11 protein-coding genes and 1 riboswitch are annotated in these 17,071 nt (G+C 37.1%); of the genes, 4 read left to right on the forward strand and 7 right to left on the reverse strand.

Annotated features, from left to right (window positions below):
• Positions 1 to 20: 20 nt before the first annotated feature.
• From ABN099_RS02170 to thiD, 5 genes are all read right to left on the reverse strand, one after another.
• A complete protein-coding gene (locus tag ABN099_RS02170) occupies positions 21 to 1,373 on the reverse strand; it encodes a hypothetical protein (RefSeq protein ID WP_349462067.1) in 1,353 nt (450 codons plus the stop codon).
• Between the two features lie 2 nt (positions 1,374 to 1,375).
• Positions 1,376 to 7,639, reverse strand: a complete 6,264-nt coding sequence (locus ABN099_RS02175; RefSeq protein WP_349462068.1) for a protein kinase domain-containing protein — start codon at positions 7,637 to 7,639, stop codon at positions 1,376 to 1,378.
• 17 nt (positions 7,640 to 7,656) lie between these two features.
• A complete protein-coding gene (locus tag ABN099_RS02180) occupies positions 7,657 to 8,286 on the reverse strand; it encodes a 4Fe-4S single cluster domain-containing protein (RefSeq protein WP_349462069.1) in 630 nt (209 codons plus the stop codon).
• On the reverse strand, positions 8,286 to 10,124 hold the full coding sequence (locus ABN099_RS02185; protein WP_349462070.1) for an AAA family ATPase: 1,839 nt from the start codon (positions 10,122 to 10,124) through the stop codon (positions 8,286 to 8,288). The genes ABN099_RS02180 and ABN099_RS02185 overlap by 1 nt, the downstream gene beginning before the upstream one ends.
• 165 nt (positions 10,125 to 10,289) lie before the next feature.
• On the reverse strand, positions 10,290 to 11,087 hold the full coding sequence (gene thiD / locus ABN099_RS02190) for a bifunctional hydroxymethylpyrimidine kinase/phosphomethylpyrimidine kinase (RefSeq protein WP_349462071.1): 798 nt from the start codon (positions 11,085 to 11,087) through the stop codon (positions 10,290 to 10,292).
• 58 nt (positions 11,088 to 11,145) lie between these two features.
• A riboswitch (TPP riboswitch) is annotated at positions 11,146 to 11,234 on the reverse strand.
• Between the two features lie 286 nt (positions 11,235 to 11,520).
• Between thiD and ABN099_RS02195 the strand changes: the two genes are divergently transcribed.
• Together ABN099_RS02195 and pagP are read left to right on the forward strand one after the other, a co-directional pair.
• Complete coding sequence (locus tag ABN099_RS02195) at positions 11,521 to 12,153, forward strand: hypothetical protein (protein WP_349462072.1); 633 nt, start codon at positions 11,521 to 11,523, stop codon at positions 12,151 to 12,153.
• Between the two features lie 620 nt (positions 12,154 to 12,773).
• Positions 12,774 to 13,409 carry a lipid IV(A) palmitoyltransferase PagP gene (gene pagP, locus ABN099_RS02200; RefSeq protein WP_349462073.1) on the forward strand — a complete coding sequence of 212 codons (636 nt, stop codon included), beginning with the start codon at positions 12,774 to 12,776 and terminating at the stop codon, positions 13,407 to 13,409.
• A gap of 92 nt (positions 13,410 to 13,501) precedes the next feature.
• Here the strand turns inward: pagP and ABN099_RS02205 are convergent, their stop codons facing one another.
• Positions 13,502 to 14,878: an amino acid permease gene (locus tag ABN099_RS02205; protein WP_349462074.1), complete on the reverse strand. Its 1,377-nt coding sequence runs from the start codon at positions 14,876 to 14,878 to the stop codon at positions 13,502 to 13,504.
• 146 nt (positions 14,879 to 15,024) lie between these two features.
• Positions 15,025 to 15,234: a PhoP/PhoQ regulator MgrB gene (gene mgrB / locus ABN099_RS02210; RefSeq protein ID WP_349462075.1), complete on the reverse strand. Its 210-nt coding sequence runs from the start codon at positions 15,232 to 15,234 to the stop codon at positions 15,025 to 15,027.
• Between the two features lie 308 nt (positions 15,235 to 15,542).
• On the opposite strand from mgrB, the gene ABN099_RS02215 reads away from it, so the two are divergent.
• Positions 15,543 to 15,929 (forward strand): helix-turn-helix domain-containing protein, encoded by a 387-nt coding sequence (locus ABN099_RS02215; protein WP_349462076.1) that lies wholly within the window; start codon positions 15,543 to 15,545, stop codon positions 15,927 to 15,929.
• A 131-nt stretch (positions 15,930 to 16,060) separates the two neighbouring features.
• A complete protein-coding gene (gene yidA, locus ABN099_RS02220) occupies positions 16,061 to 16,867 on the forward strand; it encodes a sugar-phosphatase (RefSeq protein WP_349462077.1) in 807 nt (268 codons plus the stop codon).
• The last annotated feature ends 204 nt before the right edge of the window (positions 16,868 to 17,071 follow it).

Below are 17,071 nucleotides of genomic sequence, written 5' to 3' on the forward strand. Positions count from 1 at the left end.
CTTAAGGGTGGCTTTTTAGATTACCGACTAAATGTCTTTGGCTTCTGGATTTGAGTCATCGAACGTTGATATGCACCCTCTTGCGTTTCAATCACTTTCATTGCATTTTTCCCTGCGGGTAATGCCCGTTCAATAACCAATTCAGCATTAGATTTTGCTAAAATAGCCTGTAATTGCTGATGTTGACTGCACCAAATAGCATCAACATCTTTATCACGGCGAGTATCTCTTTGTTGCGTTAATGCGACTGTTCTTGCCTGAAAACGAGCCTGTTTGCCACCAAGTTCTAAACCATAATCGGGGATTGTGGCATGAGAAACCACGACACTACCATTATCAAGCCATGCATTTACGGCATTTTCATGAACCACATAACCCAATTGGCTTAGTCCTTCTAATACTGTTTTACATTGCAGCTCAGCGGCTCTCTTTTGTTCGAAGGTAGTAATGCTCTGTTTTACTTTAGTACTCATCACTTCAAGTTGATCTGTGGTTGCCAATGATGCTACAGCCAATGTTTGTTGGCTTAATGTCGTCATTTCAGCGTTACCAAAGCTTTCGAGTTCAGCGCAAAGGCGCGCTAACGCTTCCATTAACTCAATACGTTTCACGTTAATTCGTAAAACTTCAGCCATTTTTATAATCATTGAATCAGCAAGAAGCTGACGTTTTGGTGTATCTGCTAAATTTTGGATCTCAATAAATTGGTTTTCACTCTTTTTAGCTTCTGTTTCATTACCAACTAAACGTAATTTTTCAATCATTAAAGCAATTTGATGACATTGATGTGCAAATGGACTTTGTGGAACGCCACCTTGCCATAATTTTTGGGTATATTCGGATTGCGCTTGAAGTTGTGATAATAGTTGCCTCTGAGCTACTGAGGGTTGTTCTTTTTGTGCTTTAATTTCAGAGGTGACTTTGAATAATAACGCACTCATTTTGTCTTGCGTCATACCCTCACATTTCTCGATTTCAGTAATCAATGGACTATCAATAACGAGTTGCTGCTGTAGTTGTTTTAATAACGCTACTGTATTTTGCTGACTTTGCTGTGTATAACGCGCCAACGCCTGCTCTTCTAGCATCTGCTCTCGTAGATTTTTCATATCATCTTGAAGTGAATGAGAAAATGCGAGTGATTTTTGTGTTAATTGGCTGATATTACCTGCGTTTAGTGATTCTAATTGCTGACTATTTAACTCAAGCTCCTGACAAAGTGCCTCAATTTGGTCAATTCGCTCATCTTGATAAGTTAATTGCTTTGCTAGTGCCATCCATTGTTTAAATTGTTTTTTAGTATTCGCAAGTTGTCGACGATATTGGATTATATTGATTTCTTTAACCGACACATAATGTACAGATGAACTCATAATCAACTCACTTTTTTATTCAATAAGGCGGCTTGTTGTAAGGCATCGAGTAGTTGTTGTTGTGCTTGTTCGCGATGATAAAACCACTGGGTTAACGATACACGATAGTGGTGAGGTACAACTCGACGTAAAATATCTTTTCGCCATAACTCTCTTGCACATGCGCTGGATAACAACCAATGTTGAGGCATATCGCATTCAACTCCCATTAATAACTGCCCTTTTAATTCATCTTCAACTAAACAATCAAAATAGAACACCCCCATCGGCTGTGACGGTGCAATTTTATAACCTTGTGATTGGATAAACTCGGTCACTTCAACGACGAATCTATCCCTAACCTCTTTTTGCTCAGCCGCTCCCGCTTGTGTTCGACATAAACGATTTAATAAACGCTGATTATCATCCTGCTTATTTGGCGTATTGCAGTTACTCGCATAAGCAAGATAACCTTGAAGATAGTCACGAGGAATTTCTGGCTGCTTATGCGTATTTAATAAATCAGATATCTCATCTATCGGCATAGAAGACATAATAACAACTTGCTGTTTAGCTCGCGTAATAGCAACATTTAAGCGTCGTTCGCCACCTGTTTGACCTAACACACCAAAGTTTCGCCTAAATGTACCTTGCGCATTGCGACCAAATGTTGTCGAGAATAGGATCACATCACGTTCATCACCCTGCACATTTTCAACATTTTTCACAAAAAACGACATATCTTCGTCATTATGCAGCCGCGAGACTTCTTCTGTATAAGCAGCTAAAAACGCTACATCATATTCACCGCGCTCTCGAATATATTGATTAATCAATTGCGCTTGTTTTTGGTTAAACGTCACCACCCCAATTGAGGGACGTTGATTAAAAGGCTTTTGCCATATCTGTGCTAAATGCTCAACAACGGCTTTGGCTTCATCGTCGTTACTTTGATTAGCATAAGTGCCGTTAACAGCAATGAAATGTAGCGGTTTTACGGTATTAATTGTCTTTTCTGAATGTTGAGCAGGAATATTGAGTCTATTTTCATAAAAGGCATAATTGGAAAAATTGATTAACTCACGAAAGGCTGAACGATAATGGATATCTAATGTATGAATAGGCAATACCGCTCGAGCTAGGTGCAATAAATCAGGACAATGACAAATTTGGCGCGGATCCCACTGTTCATCTGTTTGCTCTTGTTGTTCATCACCCTCTTCATTATCGTCCTCATCGTCACTAAATTTACCGCTAAAAAATGAAGAAGGTGGCATTTGCTTTTCATCACCACTGACTATCGCTTGTTTGCCTCGATATAGTGTCGCTAATGCAAATTCGATCGGCATTTGAGAAGCTTCGTCATAAATAACGCTGTCAAATAACCCCGCTTTCAGTGGTAATATTTGGCTAGCAACATCAGGCGTCATTAGCCAAATAGGTCGTAAATTAAATAGCCCTAAATCACAGGCTTGTTCAATAAACTCCCGCAATCTAAGCGCTCTAGGTCCGGCTAATCGAGTGATTTTTTCCCATGATCTAGGATTATCAATTTCTGATAAAAGGATATTTTGAGTTAATACCTGACGATTAACTTGCTGTAATTGCTGATTTAGCTCTGTTAATTGCTTAATGTGATCCTGCAATTGCTGAGCTGATGTTTTTAACACAGGTGATTTTGTTTCAATTTCATCTTTGATATTTAAATAAAATAAACGACTTAATGCTTGCTCTAAAATCTCAATACGCTTCTCTGCCACATACTCTTTACTCGCGATAAAAGGACGTGACAAGCGTAAAATTTGCCAATAATCTGGACTAAAGTGTGCGGTTTTTTCTCTAAACAGTTGAAACTGGCTTAAGTGAGGTAAATCATTTTCTAATTGCTGTAATAATTCCGTGAGCAACTCACCATGATTAATTGATTGTTTTATTTGCTGATAACATTCTGGAGTGAGTGAGTTTTGCAGTTGATCAAGTTTTTCCAGACTATTTTGCTGCATTTTAGCACGACAAATCGCACTCTCAATTTGCAAACACTGCTGTTCAAAACCCTGCTGTTTTATGGCTATTATCGCCTCAATAAAATGTTCAGGTTGAGGATATAACGCCAACACACCAATAAAATCACGACACGCTTCAAGCTGAGATAACACTGTACTTAATGTTTGTTGCCATTGATTATCTTGCTGATTTAATTGTTTTTCTATTTGTAATTGCTGATAAACAGGTAATAACTCTTTATATAATAAACGCCACTGTTGTTCCGTATTGATGGTGCGCTGTAAAGCAAGAAAGTTTTCTGTTTTTTCTTCAATGCCACACGTTGCAATAAAGCTTTTTAACTTACTATTGCGACCATAATAAAAAGGATTAAAAAATCGTAAAAATGAGCCGGTGATTTTTTCGTTAACCGCCCTTGATAATAAGGCTAACGTTGCATTATCTAATGGTGTTAATAAACCAAAAAGGAGAGGATCACTTCCTGATATATCGATTTGCTGTAAGCGGTTATTTAATTGCGCTAAGTGAGAAATCAGTAAATCGCCTCTATTTTGTGCACCTTGCTGATTTAAAAAGAGCGTTAACCAGCGTGATACATCATCCCATTGCTGAGTATTTAATTTTTTAGCATATTGTTTGCATTGCTCTAAAGTAGTCTCATGTTCTGCTAATTTTTTAATGATTACCTGTTGATCATCTGAAGAGTAAGCAATATCACGCTGTTGCTCAGCATAAATAAAACCACTAATTTGCTGATTAAATTGATGGTACAGAGGGCTTTGTGGTGAAAATAATAACACGCCATTTAAAGGCGTATTTTCATAATTAATGTCATACCAATCTAAGCCATATAAACGTAAATTATCAATAAATTCGGTAAAAGTTTGCTTATTAAATTGAGATAAAAGCGCCGTTAATGGATTAGCATCGATATCTATCGAATATGCGTGTTGTAACGCTAATAAAGCCGATAAAACGTCACGATAAGAAAAATCGTACTGCTTATCTGTTTGATACATTGCCCGATAATAGGCATCTAATGTTGTTTCATAAAATTGAATTAGATTAACTATCCTATCGCGGTCAATGCGCTCTGGCTCAGTGACTTCTGCCACTAGTTGCCTTCTGCGTTCTAAATCTAACTGTTCTCTTATTGCAGAGATAATTTCACGACCTTTAGGATTTTGATGAATAATCAGCACCCTATCCTGCAAGCCATTTGCAACTAAACGTTTATAAACCACATCCAATGCCGCTGGTTTTTGACAAAGCACGAGTGCTGTTTTTTGCCTTCCTATTGCATCAGCAATTAAATTCACAATAGTTTGACTTTTTCCTGTACCCGGAGGTCCCTCAATCAATAATCCTGTTTGATTTCTTGCTACTTGAATAATGGTATTTTGAGAGGGATCAGCCAACGACAAAAGATAATTTTCGTTAAGTGAAGATAGTTTTTCCGGCTGATGTACTGATGTGTTCACTTTTAGCATCGTCGCTAATGCAGTGCCATTAATCGGTAAATTCGCTATCTGCTGTAAATCGGCACTGATAGTTTGCCCAATAAATGAGGTGTGAAATAACACCGCAGAGCATTTAATATAAGCACTATGTTCTGCAATATCTTCTGTTAATGGTGGCAATGGCGTTAATGTTTGCTCTGATATTGCTAATAGCGAAGATAACGTCGCCATTATTTCACTAACACTAATACCGGTTTGTGATAGCAATGTATCGAGAATTTTCTGCCATTCATTAACCGCTGGGATACCAAAAAAATTAGCTAATGCAGGGTTTAAGCGCACAGCGGCACGTTCAGTATCAAAAGCAACTTGCACAACCCCTTGAGCCCCTCCCACAATATTCATAGCTATAGGCCATAAAAATAGTGGTGCAATACGTGGCTTCGTTTTATTTGGTTGTGTATTTAAGACCAAAAATGGAAAGCCTAAATACATGCCATTAATACCCGTATCCCTTTGATACAATTGGGTATTAGATTGTAAAACCCAAAGCCGATTATTCACGGTTGTACGTTGACGTAATAAATCACTGTCTATTGAGATAAACCGTTTTTTACGATTAATAAGGTGTTCAAGTAAATTAGTGGTTCGTTCGTCACCTACACCACATTCTGTTAAATCAACACGCCCTGCGTTGGGTGTTAAACGCATTCGGACTAAATTACCTCGTTGGCTTGCTGATACTAATTTCTTCGTAAAAAAGCTAATAACTTCTAGAATATATTTTTGAGATTCAGGAACTTGCCATTTATCTTGAGGAATACTTAGCATAACTAAAATATGCTCAAGTGGTAACCGTCGAGTGAGTAAAAAACGGTCTGTCCATTGATCAATAAGCGCAATATTAACGCGTTTAAAATCACCAATCTGCTCAATTAATTGTTCAATTAATTGAGGACGAGGTGTGGCTAATAATATTTTTGCCTGCTGTTTATCGAATGAGAGAATATTTAGCTTACTTGCTAACTGATCTGCATTATTGACTAATAGATCGACCGCAATATATTGCCCCATCTCAGCACTTAACAACAAAATATAGTCATTTTCATGTATATTTTGCCGATCAATTAACGCACGCAAATTTTCATTATGTGCGTCAGGAAATTCTGTACGAATAATTTCCCAACGCGCAGCAAGTTGACTAATCGAAGTAATCAGTAAATAGAGCTGCAAACTCTCTTCATTTAATGGAATTCGCTGCTGTTTGGCACGTTCACGAATAGCACATTGACGATAATAGAGTTGAACAAGCCAATGTTGATTATCTATTGCCTCTATTTCATGCGCTAAAGGTTCACAAATTAATTGATAACCTAATTGGGGATTTTCTAATAACCAAGATGGAGTAATAATTTCGCCTTGATAAATCAAAGGCATATTAGGATTTAAAATACGCAATCCTAAAGTGAAACGTAAACCGGGTTCAATATTCTGCTGTTCAACTAATGCTTGTAATTGGGCAACTTGCTTATCACTATTATCAAATTTACTTAACCATGTTGTGATTTCACCATGGACAAATAATTCTGTAGCCTCATTCCAATATTTATCTTCAGCTGCCACCATAGCAAAAGCATCCGGTTGGTTAAACTGATTACCTGCAAATTGAAATTGGTGATATTGCTGACTTGCACTGTTATTTCGTATATTGGGTGCTTGAACGACCAATCCTTGTAGCCATGCATTAACTTCTTTCCATTGCCAACGTTGTAAACGATCACGGCAAAGCAAACCACGTAATAATAACTGAATATCAGCATCTAAATTATCTGGTAGTTCAATGCCATTCGTCATTACCTGGATCAAAAAAGCATTATCATGAATATCGTTAAAACACTCACCATGCGTTAATTGTTCAAGAAGAATAATACCTAAGCTCCACCAGTCTGATGCTGCCGAAACACCACCAGCTAATGTTTCGGGCGCACTATAACGAGAAATATCTAAAGGCGAAACAATATCAAGATCAAACTCAGACAAACATGCTGAACCATACTCAATTACTACAATATCTAGCGGTTCACGTGAGCGGATCATTAGATTAGAAGGACGCAGAGCGCGATGACGTACACCATGTTCAGTTAATGCCGCAATAGCGGTTCCTAACTCTGCAACTAATACTTTAATTTCATCAGGTTGCCAGAATTCGCCCTGTTTAATAAATTGGCTTAATGAGCCGCCCATTAAGCGTTCAGTAACATGCCAGACCCGATTATCCCATCGACCTATTTCATAAAATACAGGAACATGTTCTGTAGAAATAAGATTTAAAACTTGGTAAATAGCAGGATCAGGCTCTTCACCTTTAAGATAGAGCGTTAGCACACCTTCTTGAGCTGTATTTATATGTGTAACGTTATAGCGCTCTCTTTGGCTATTAACCCCGTTAATACGTTGTTCAAGCCGCCAATCGCCAATAAGTTGTTCAGATTTATTGGTTTCATTAGCACTGGTGTCTATTATTTCCAGATTGTCAGCAGCATCAGCACCACATTCAAAACAGATAAAATCATCATCCCCCATCGGATGCCCATTAAGACAAACACGTTGTATTAGGGGGGATTTACTATCAGCAGGCGATCTTTCAATAGATGGAGTAGCAATAGATGAAGCCGCAATAGAAGATGGACGCCAGCCCGACTCATGAATAGGCTCAATAGTTAAATCCCACCCACAAGGCTTATCATTAATTTGTCCTGCACAAAAAATTTCCGTTAATTGGCGCTCTGTTTGGCAATGAGGACAAAAACGTATCATGGTCATCCGCTGTTCCATCTCTATTATCTTTTTATTTGTTTTAATTGGGTATTTTGTTGAGCTAATAATTCACGTAATCGAGCCATATCACCTTGTTTAGGAATTCCAGTAAGATATAGTCGTCCTTCTTCATCCATAGTGAGATCGAGTATTTTATCATGCTCAGTAAGCGCTCTATTAAATGTGTTAAATCGCGCTTTTCCCATTGGCGTTAAACAATGAAGTTGCTGATTATCACTGCCTCGTAATACTTGTGTTTGTGGCACATCAATTTGATAAGGTTCACTCATTAGTGCATCAATTAGACCAGACATCATATCAACCTGCGGTTTTATCTCATTCCATTGATAACCGCTATAAATAAAGATATCGCCAATAAATTGCTGACGTAATCCAATTAATAAAGCATGAAGTGCCTCAGGTTGCTCAAAAGGTTCACCACCTGAAATAGTAATTCCATCGGCATAGTCAAACCAAGGTCGTATCTGGGTTATCAAATCATCGACCAGTATACTGTTTTGTTTAACTTCCCACGTATCCGGCGATAAACACCCTTTGCAACGCAAAGAACAGCCTTGAAACCAAATTCCAATGCGTTTTCCTGGCCCTAACGCGGTTACAGGGAAATGGATCCGCGATAAACTAATACGCATTAATCTACCTGTGGCGCTAAAATAATTTTAGTCATGCTATCGACTTGAATATCGGTAATTAGATAAGCACTTCCAACCGCAAGATCGCTATCAAAAATAGCCCGTGATAATGGATTTATTAGATAAACTTCTAATTGATTACGAATACCACGACCACCATTTGAGAGATCAGATAAACAGTAATTTTTCAGCGTGGTTTTGGCTTTATCTGAGATAGCAATGATGAGTGATTGTTTATCAAGACTGGAAAGAATATTAGTCACCATTTGTTCAAATATCTGCTCTGCAATATCTTCACGGATAAAATCAAAAACAATAATATTTTCACCAATACGATTTAATAACTCAGGTCGGTTTAATACTAATTTAAAGTGACGTTCTATTTCACTTTTAACCTTACGACTGACACGTTCAAAAGGCTCATTAGGTAATACGTTAGCAACTCTTTCACCATTATTATCTAGTCGATAAATACCTAAGTTCGAGGTAAAAATAATTAAAGCCTCAGAAAAGTAAACACGATCACCTCGACCTGAAGTTAAAACACCATCATCAATAATTTGTAGGAATTTATCCATTAAATGAGGATGTGCTTTTTCAATTTCATCAAACAGCACCACACTAAAAGGTTTTTCACGGATCGCATTGGTTAATTCACCACCTGAATCGTAACCAACATAACCAGGAGGAGCACCAATTAAACGTTGGTCAGCATGTTCTGCACTAAATTCAGACATATCAAAACGAATATAGGCACTTTCGTCGCCGAATAGCAATTGAGTGACTGTTTTAGCTAATTCTGTTTTACCAACACCCGTTGGTCCGGCTAAAAATAGAACCCCTCGAGGTCGTCCACCTTTACTACTGCCAACCCCTGTCATTGCACGTTTAATAATATCTAATAGATGAGTGACTGCATGCTGTTGCCCTTTAACTCGTCGTTGTATTACTTCAGGTGCATTACGGATTTTTTGCTTATCGATTTTTTGCCAAGGATCTTCCGTAATACCGACTTTATAACGACGAACCGCATCGCTAATACGAGTGACATCAACTTGTTCAATACGTGCTAGCTGCACAATTGCCGTAAGATCTAGCAACAACAATCCTTCAGTCTCATCAATAAAATCATTGAGTAGCGTTTCTTTTTCGTTATCGGGTAGTTGTTGATACCCAATAAAAGACATCAATAAACTAGGCGTTAATATACGACGTGTTTGACTATCCGGTTTTGCAACAGAAATAGCACGTAATCGAGGATTATTGACAGTAAACCAATCAGGTAAATCAGTCTCTTTGTCCACAATCCAAAAAATACTATTAAAGAATGGCTGATTATTTTTCCCTGCGGGTCTTGCTTTGGCTTGATGTGATGTTACTAACGCGCGTGTAAATAAGCTGTGTTCAGCGGGCGTTAAATTATCGCGATGAGAGAGCAAACAAGAGGCAAAATCAATGCATAACGCAATAGGTTGTTCAGTTACTGTCTGCCATTTTTCTAATACACTATTTAAGCTATCAATGTTTCCTGATGCACGATCCCCCGTTACCGTCAAACCAAGTTGTTGCATTAATAAAACACCATCTTGCAACGTTTGAGATGGATTAGCTATCCATTGAAATCCCGTCATTGGTGTATAGGTGATAATATGAACATAGCCTATTTCATAGAGACTATTATAGAGTGTCTGATTAAAAGGTAATGGTGTGACAATATTGGGTTGGATTTCACTTGCTTGTAAATCTCGCACATTACCAAATAAGACAAACTGGCTTTTCAATGGAATAAAACGGAGTAAATCGCGTAACCAGCGTGGTTTCTGAAAAGCTGTATTCATATCATCCCTTATTAAAAGCAAAATATTGCTGATATATTACCCTAGTTTACCAATAAGACATGCCTTTATATTAGTGGTAATAATGATTATCGGAAGACACTATTATCAAATAGCAGAAACAAAATAGAGCCTTGTTATCTTAAGACTCTATTTAGCATTTGATTGTTACCACCAGCGGTGAAAATGATGCACAGGACCAAACCCGTGCCCCACTTCTAAGCTATCGGCATGTTCTAAGGCTTGTTGTAAATAAGCTTTTGCTTGCTCAACACAACTGTGCCAATCACCCACTTGAGGACGAATAGCAGCTAATGCCGCAGAAAGTGTACACCCTGTACCATGGGTATTTTTTGTGTTAACTCGCGTTGAAGTGAAACGCCATTCACCTTCAGGGGTAAATAACCAATCAGGGCTTTCATTTTCGGTTAAATGCCCCCCTTTCATTAGCACCGCTTTACAGCCTTGGGCTAATAATGCATAGCCTTGCTGTTTCATTGTTGGTTCATTATGTGCAATATCACAACCTAACAACGCTGCCGCTTCAGGTAGATTTGGCGTAATTAAATCAACGAAAGGCAAAAGTTTATTAACCATCTTTTCGACCGCATTGGGTTGTAAAAGTGGATCACCACTTTTTGCAATCATGACGGTATCAAGAACCACAAAAGGAATGGGATATTGATGCAATTTCTGACAAACAATATCAATAATATCCGCATTAGAGAGCATACCAATTTTGGCGCTATCAATTCTCACATCAGAAAGTACAGCATCTAATTGAGCCGCGACAAAGTCAGGGGATAAATCATACACGCTACGTACACCACAGGTATTTTGAGCAACCAGTGCCGTCATTACTGTTGTGCCGTATACACCAAGGGCAGAAAAGGTTTTTAGATCTGCTTGAATACCTGCGCCACCACTAGGATCTGTTCCTGCAATAGTTAGTGCATTAAATCTCACTGATTAACTCCTTCTTTTACCAGTTACAGAAAAGTCGGACTCTGTTAATCAGTACATCGCAGAGTTACCTTGACTTCCCTACGCTGGCATTATCCAGATCAGGTTATACGGGTTCATCTCAGCCATAAGGCGCCCCGAGCCAAAGCCTGTAAATTCAGGCGATAAAGAGTATCGCATGGTAAAAGTAAAGATACTAGCTACAGCCTCTTTCTCTTTTATTTATGACTTAGCATGCTAAGGTTGTATATAATAGATACAGAGTGGGTAACTTATATTGCTTTAGTTATCTTTAACAAGAATATATTCTAACAACAAGCTAACTGGCGATATAAAATAAATTATTTTGCTCGTTTTAACGACAATCGATATATAATCTGCCAAATGAGGTATTTATAATGCATTTATGGACAACCGAACCACGCGGAGGGGAAAAATGAAAAAAGAACCATCGCAAAAAACAATGCCTTATCTTGTACCTGATGCAGATTTTAATATGAAATTGAAAATTCACTCTAAAAATGTTGATCATACAAAAGAGTTTCTCGAAAAGGGAATAGAAGACTTTGTATTACCAAATTATTCGCTCCCTCAAGGTTATCGTTTTATTAAAGCGTTAAAGAAAAACCAATATCGTTTAATTACTCAAAATGAAAATCCTGAAACCGTTTATCTTGTTGAGCTTATTTTTCGTAAAGATATTATTTTTAATAAAACAACATGCACTCAAATTAAAGTATGGCGCACTGTTTCTGAGGAACATGACTCCGCTGTACGATATTTTCCAAGGTCATTTTTTAACTATTTACTTGAAACATATAATATTGTTGTATCCGATGAAGAGCAAACCAATGCTGGTAAGCGTTTTTGGGAGACAATGATTGATTGGGCATTTAAAGCAGACCTTAATATCTATATTTCTGATGGTACCGAAGAAGATCACCCTCTTACTCCTATAAAAAATACCGATGAACTTTATGAACGCTGGGAAAATTTCTGCTGGGGAAAAGATCGCGATGTACATACCCATAGACTGGTGGTTATAAGCAAAGAAAAGCTCTCACAGTAATGGGGAGCCACATCTAGAGGTGAATTACTTTTATCGCAATAGTAATTCACTCTACTTATCCTATATTGTTCTCTACCATCCCTATAACTCCCCCAATAACATCATCTAAAACTTAAACGTTCCATAAACAAACCTCTTATTTTATCTGATTTAAATTAACCCTTTTTATCGATTAATTTATCATCCCAACGCAAATATTGGTCTACTTCATAAATAAGAATTATTATTTATGCCAAATAGACTGATATTTCTATAAAAAGGGATCAAAATAGATATTTCACTCAGCATATGTTCTGATATCTTTCCAAAAATCAAATTTATTATGATTAATCGCTTATATTTGGCTTTTGATTTTAAAAAAACATCAACACGATTTGTTCATAAAAAACAATAAGCTAGTGATAATATCACCTCAGCATTTAATCTTAAAAAAATTAACAGATGTCGTGTAATGAATAAATTTATTCTCTCTTTAACCTATTAAAATACCTTAGAATTTTATTCAATAAGTATAATTTCAGATACCTCTTATCTTAAATTACTGCTAATTAAATAACACTATTATTGAAATCTATTTGCCATTACCAGAATCACAGCTGTGTAGTATTCGGAGTTATATTATGTCATCACCCCATTTTAGCCATAGAGTATTAGCAACCATGTTGTTTTCACTCACGTTAACAACTAGTGCTTTTGCTACTGAAAATACCCCAGTTAACACTCAGATAATTACGACAAAAAATGCCCAATTAACAGATCAATCTTTACAACAGAATAGTGAAGAGAGTTATTGGGGAAAATTTAAACGTAATGTCTCTCAAACATGGGATAGTGATGATTATAACTACTATTTACCTGTCTGGACTTGGCACAACCGCTTTACTTACGATAAAGAAAAAACAGATCGTTATAACGAAACACCTTGGGGTTTTGGTATGGGGAAATATCGCTATGATAGCGATAACGACTGGCATGCGCTTTACGCAATGGCATTTATGGATTCAAATAACCGTGTACAACCTATAATGGGTTATGGCTTTCAGAAAATGTGGGTTCCCGGTGATCTTGACGGATTCCGTATGGGAGCTGGTTTTACTCTAAGCATTACAGCACGCCATGAATATAACTATATTCCAATGCCGCTACCTCTACCGATGGTTTCTGTTGAGTATGGGCATCTTTCACTTCAAGCGACTTATGTACCTGGTACTTACAATAATGGCAATGTGCTATTTGCTTGGTTGCGCTGGCAGTAATTTAGATTATTTGATTATTAAAAAAACGCATCTAATTTAGATGCGTTTTTTGTTTTAATTTTTTTAATTTGGTAATTAGTCTTGGTGGTTAATTACTCTATTTCTTCATTCGCGATAGGTGCTTTTTTCGCTCTAGATAATTTAAAGCCTAACCATAAAAAGCCAATCCAAAATGGCATTAAAATCACTGAGATATTAATTTTCGGCATTAACAAAATAATCACCAAAATCATACATAAGAAGGCAAGGCAAATGTAGTTACCATAGGGATACCATAATGCTTTAAATGATGGTTCTACGCCCTCTTTGATTTTTGCAGCACGGAATTTTAAGTTTGCTAAGCAAATCATTATCCAGTTAAGGACTAATGTGGTCACCACTAACGCCATTAATAGCTCTAATGCTTGATCTGGCAATACGTAGTTAACCAAAATACCTAAAGATGTTGCTACTGCAGATAATGCTAATGATATTACGGGTACACCGCGTTTATTGATATGCGACAATGAACGAGGCGCATTACCTTGCTTAGCCAAACCGTACAGCATACGACTGTTTGAATACACACCGCTGTTATAGACAGATAACGCTGCGGTTAATACCACGGCATTTAAAATATTCGCAATTAAGAAGTTATCCAAATGGTGGAATATCAATACAAATGGGCTTTCCCCTTTCACAACTTGTGTCCAAGGATAGAGAGACAGTAAAACTAATAATGAACCGATATAGAAAATTAAAATACGGTACACCACTTGGTTTGTCGCTTTAGGAATACTGACTTTTGGGTTTTCAGCTTCTGCGGCGGTGATCCCCACCAACTCAAGCCCACCAAAAGAGAACATCACTATTGCCAGTGCCGACATAAATCCAGTAAACCCATGGGGAAAGAAACCCAGCGCCCATAAGTTAGTTACTGAAGCTTGAGGTCCACCATTACCACTTGCCAGCAAATAGCTACCAAATAAGATCATACCAACAATGGCGAGTACTTTAATAATGGCAAACCAGAACTCTGTTTCACCATACATTTTTACGTTAATCAAATTAATGAGGTTAATAGCGACAAAAAAGACAGCAACAGAAACCCACACCGGTATATCAGGTAACCAATAATGAATATATTTACCTGCAGCCGTTAGCTCAGCCATGCCGACAAGAATAAACATGACCCAATAGTTCCAGCCAGATAAAAAACCAGCAAATGGGCTCCAATATTTATTCGCAAAGTGACTAAATGAACCCGCAACAGGTTCTTCGGCAACCATTTCGCCCAATTGGCGCATGATCATAAACGCAATAAAACCACCAATGGCATAGCCTAATATTACTGATGGTCCTGTCATATTAATAGTTTGCGCTATTCCAAGAAACAGACCTGCGCCGACAGCTCCACCCAGCGCGATAAGCTGGATATGTCGATTTTTTAAACCGCGCTTTAGTTCTGTTTGTTGCGACTCTCTCGCCATACATCCTCTTCTATTGATCTATCGGTTCAAAGTGTAAACCTATGTTTACAATTTCAGTTATTTTAAACCACCATTAAAACACTATTCTGACTTGAATAACAAATACATTTCATGTTAATAGGAAATTAATTAGAAAAGGCGATTTTTTAATCATGTTTGGAGGGAAATAACGTTGTAAATCGGCAAATACCTTGTTGAAAGTCTTCGCCTTGATCGCAAAAATTATCTAAAGCTATAAGATATAGACCTAAGCTAATGGCTAATACAATAATTATGCTAATAATTATTCTTTTTGCGTTCAATTTAAAATCCTTTAAATACACTTTGTTAGCATTATTAGTAACAGTAATAAGCATTCGCTTTAATTCGATAACGGGGAACAGAATTGTTGTTATAAAATCTGCAATAACTTATCTCTGGCTGTAAATTTAGCATAGTTTTCATTAAGAAAGTTAAATGCTTCCTCGACAAAACCAAGATAGTTTGTATTATTTTTAATTTGATCTGTCTGTTTAATGTGCATATCACTTTTCAACTACACATTTTGCCAACGATCATGGATGATTATCCATTAATATGGATTTCTCTGTTTGCCTCTTTTTGTATAATATTAGGGAGTTAATTTTGCTTTTTACCTTAACTTCATCGATAGAATGGAACTGTAATGCCACAAGATAATCATCTCGCATTGGTTTGCGCGTTAAGTAAATGGATTGAGGAACATTTAGGTCGCGTTATTCATCTGGAAGAACTCGCGGCATATTCTGGCTATTCTCTTTGGCATATGCAGAAAATATTTAAAGAAGTCACCGGGACCTCGTTAGGAAAATATATTCGCCAACGTAGGCTTGCAGGGGCTATTTATCTGTTACGTACGAGTGAGCGTTCTATTTTTGATATCGCACTCGATTTTGGTTTTGGTTCACAATCGCACTTTACTTATATGTTTCGTAAAGAATATGGCATCACGCCTTTTGATTTTAGACAAAACCAAGACATTGAATTAGAAACCAAACAACCACTACATTTACAGTCACCGTGCTGTGAATAAACCCTCTATCTGTGTGACATATCCTATAACGCCTTTTATGTCACACAAATAGAGTGTCACCTATGTGATGATAAAGCGTTTCACTTCTGACTTATCATTTTGACTGCTTTTATTTTTTACGGGGGATACTAATGAGTATTAAGCTTATTGCTATTGATTTAGATGGCACCTTGCTCAACAAACAACATGAAATTACACCCGCAGTAAAAGATGCTGTTTTACGAGCAAAAGAGGCTGGCGTGCATATTGTTCTTGCCTCTGGTCGCTCTTTTAATGGTATCTCTCCTTATTTAAAAGCACTTAATCTTGATAAAGCAGATTGTTATTGCATCAGCAATAATGGTAGCCAAATTCATCAAGCAGATAGCGGTGAAGTCATTATTGAAGATTTACTTAATTTTGAGGATTATCTCTATTTTGAGAACTTATCACGAGAAATTGGCGTTCATTTTCATGTACTAAATGACAATAAAATTTACACATCTAACCTTCATATCAGCCATTTCACTTGCCAAGAAGCTTTTTTATCTTGGACGCCACTCTACTATCGCCCAGTAAATGAAATGCAAAGTGATATGCGATTCAGTAAATTTATGATTGCTGACGCTCCTACCGTATTAGATAGCGCAATTCAGTATCTTCCAACAAATATCTACCAACAATACAGCATACTTCGTAGTGCACCCTATTTTATTGAAATTTTAAATACTAATGTTAATAAGGGCAGTGCTGTACAAAAAATCGCAGAACATTTAAAAATCACACCTGAAAAAATCATGTGTATTGGTGATCAAGAAAACGATCTCGCGATGCTTAAATATGCAGCACTAGGGGTTGCAATGGGAAATGCGCCCGATTCCATTAAGAATATTGCTAAATTTGTTACATTATCTAACGAAGAAAATGGCGTTGCTGTCGCAATTAATAAATTTATTTAAACACGATAATTTTTGTGTTTTATCCCTAATGTCTAAAAAATTATAAAGCTTTTGTGATCCTTAGCAGAGGATCACACTGCTTTTATACCTAATCACCAGCAATTTATTACTCTGTATTCCCTTTCAATTTAGCATTTAACGCCCCTTTATTCTTACATCTTGCTCAGAATTTGTTACTATCAATTCTCTTTTCGTTATTCAAAT

Origin of the sequence: Proteus hauseri (assembly GCF_040139125.1) — a bacterium.
Lineage (GTDB): Bacteria > Pseudomonadota > Gammaproteobacteria > Enterobacterales > Enterobacteriaceae > Proteus > Proteus hauseri_B.

Excerpts from the sequence above, each read along its gene's own strand:
- ABN099_RS02215 (WP_349462076.1), top strand. The coding sequence starts at position 15,543 with ATGCCACAAGATAATCATCTCGCATTGGTTTGCGCGTTAAGTAAATGG.
- ABN099_RS02170 (WP_349462067.1), bottom strand. The coding sequence starts at position 1,373 with ATGAGTTCATCTGTACATTATGTGTCGGTTAAAGAAATCAATATAATC.
- ABN099_RS02195 (WP_349462072.1), top strand. The coding sequence starts at position 11,521 with ATGAAAAAAGAACCATCGCAAAAAACAATGCCTTATCTTGTACCTGAT.
- pagP (WP_349462073.1), top strand. The coding sequence starts at position 12,774 with ATGTCATCACCCCATTTTAGCCATAGAGTATTAGCAACCATGTTGTTT.
- yidA (WP_349462077.1), top strand. The coding sequence starts at position 16,061 with ATGAGTATTAAGCTTATTGCTATTGATTTAGATGGCACCTTGCTCAAC.
- ABN099_RS02175 (WP_349462068.1), bottom strand. The coding sequence starts at position 7,639 with ATGACCATGATACGTTTTTGTCCTCATTGCCAAACAGAGCGCCAATTA.
- ABN099_RS02185 (WP_349462070.1), bottom strand. The coding sequence starts at position 10,124 with ATGAATACAGCTTTTCAGAAACCACGCTGGTTACGCGATTTACTCCGT.
- mgrB (WP_349462075.1), bottom strand. The coding sequence starts at position 15,234 with ATGCTTATTACTGTTACTAATAATGCTAACAAAGTGTATTTAAAGGAT.
- ABN099_RS02205 (WP_349462074.1), bottom strand. The coding sequence starts at position 14,878 with ATGGCGAGAGAGTCGCAACAAACAGAACTAAAGCGCGGTTTAAAAAAT.
- ABN099_RS02180 (WP_349462069.1), bottom strand. The coding sequence starts at position 8,286 with ATGCGTATTAGTTTATCGCGGATCCATTTCCCTGTAACCGCGTTAGGG.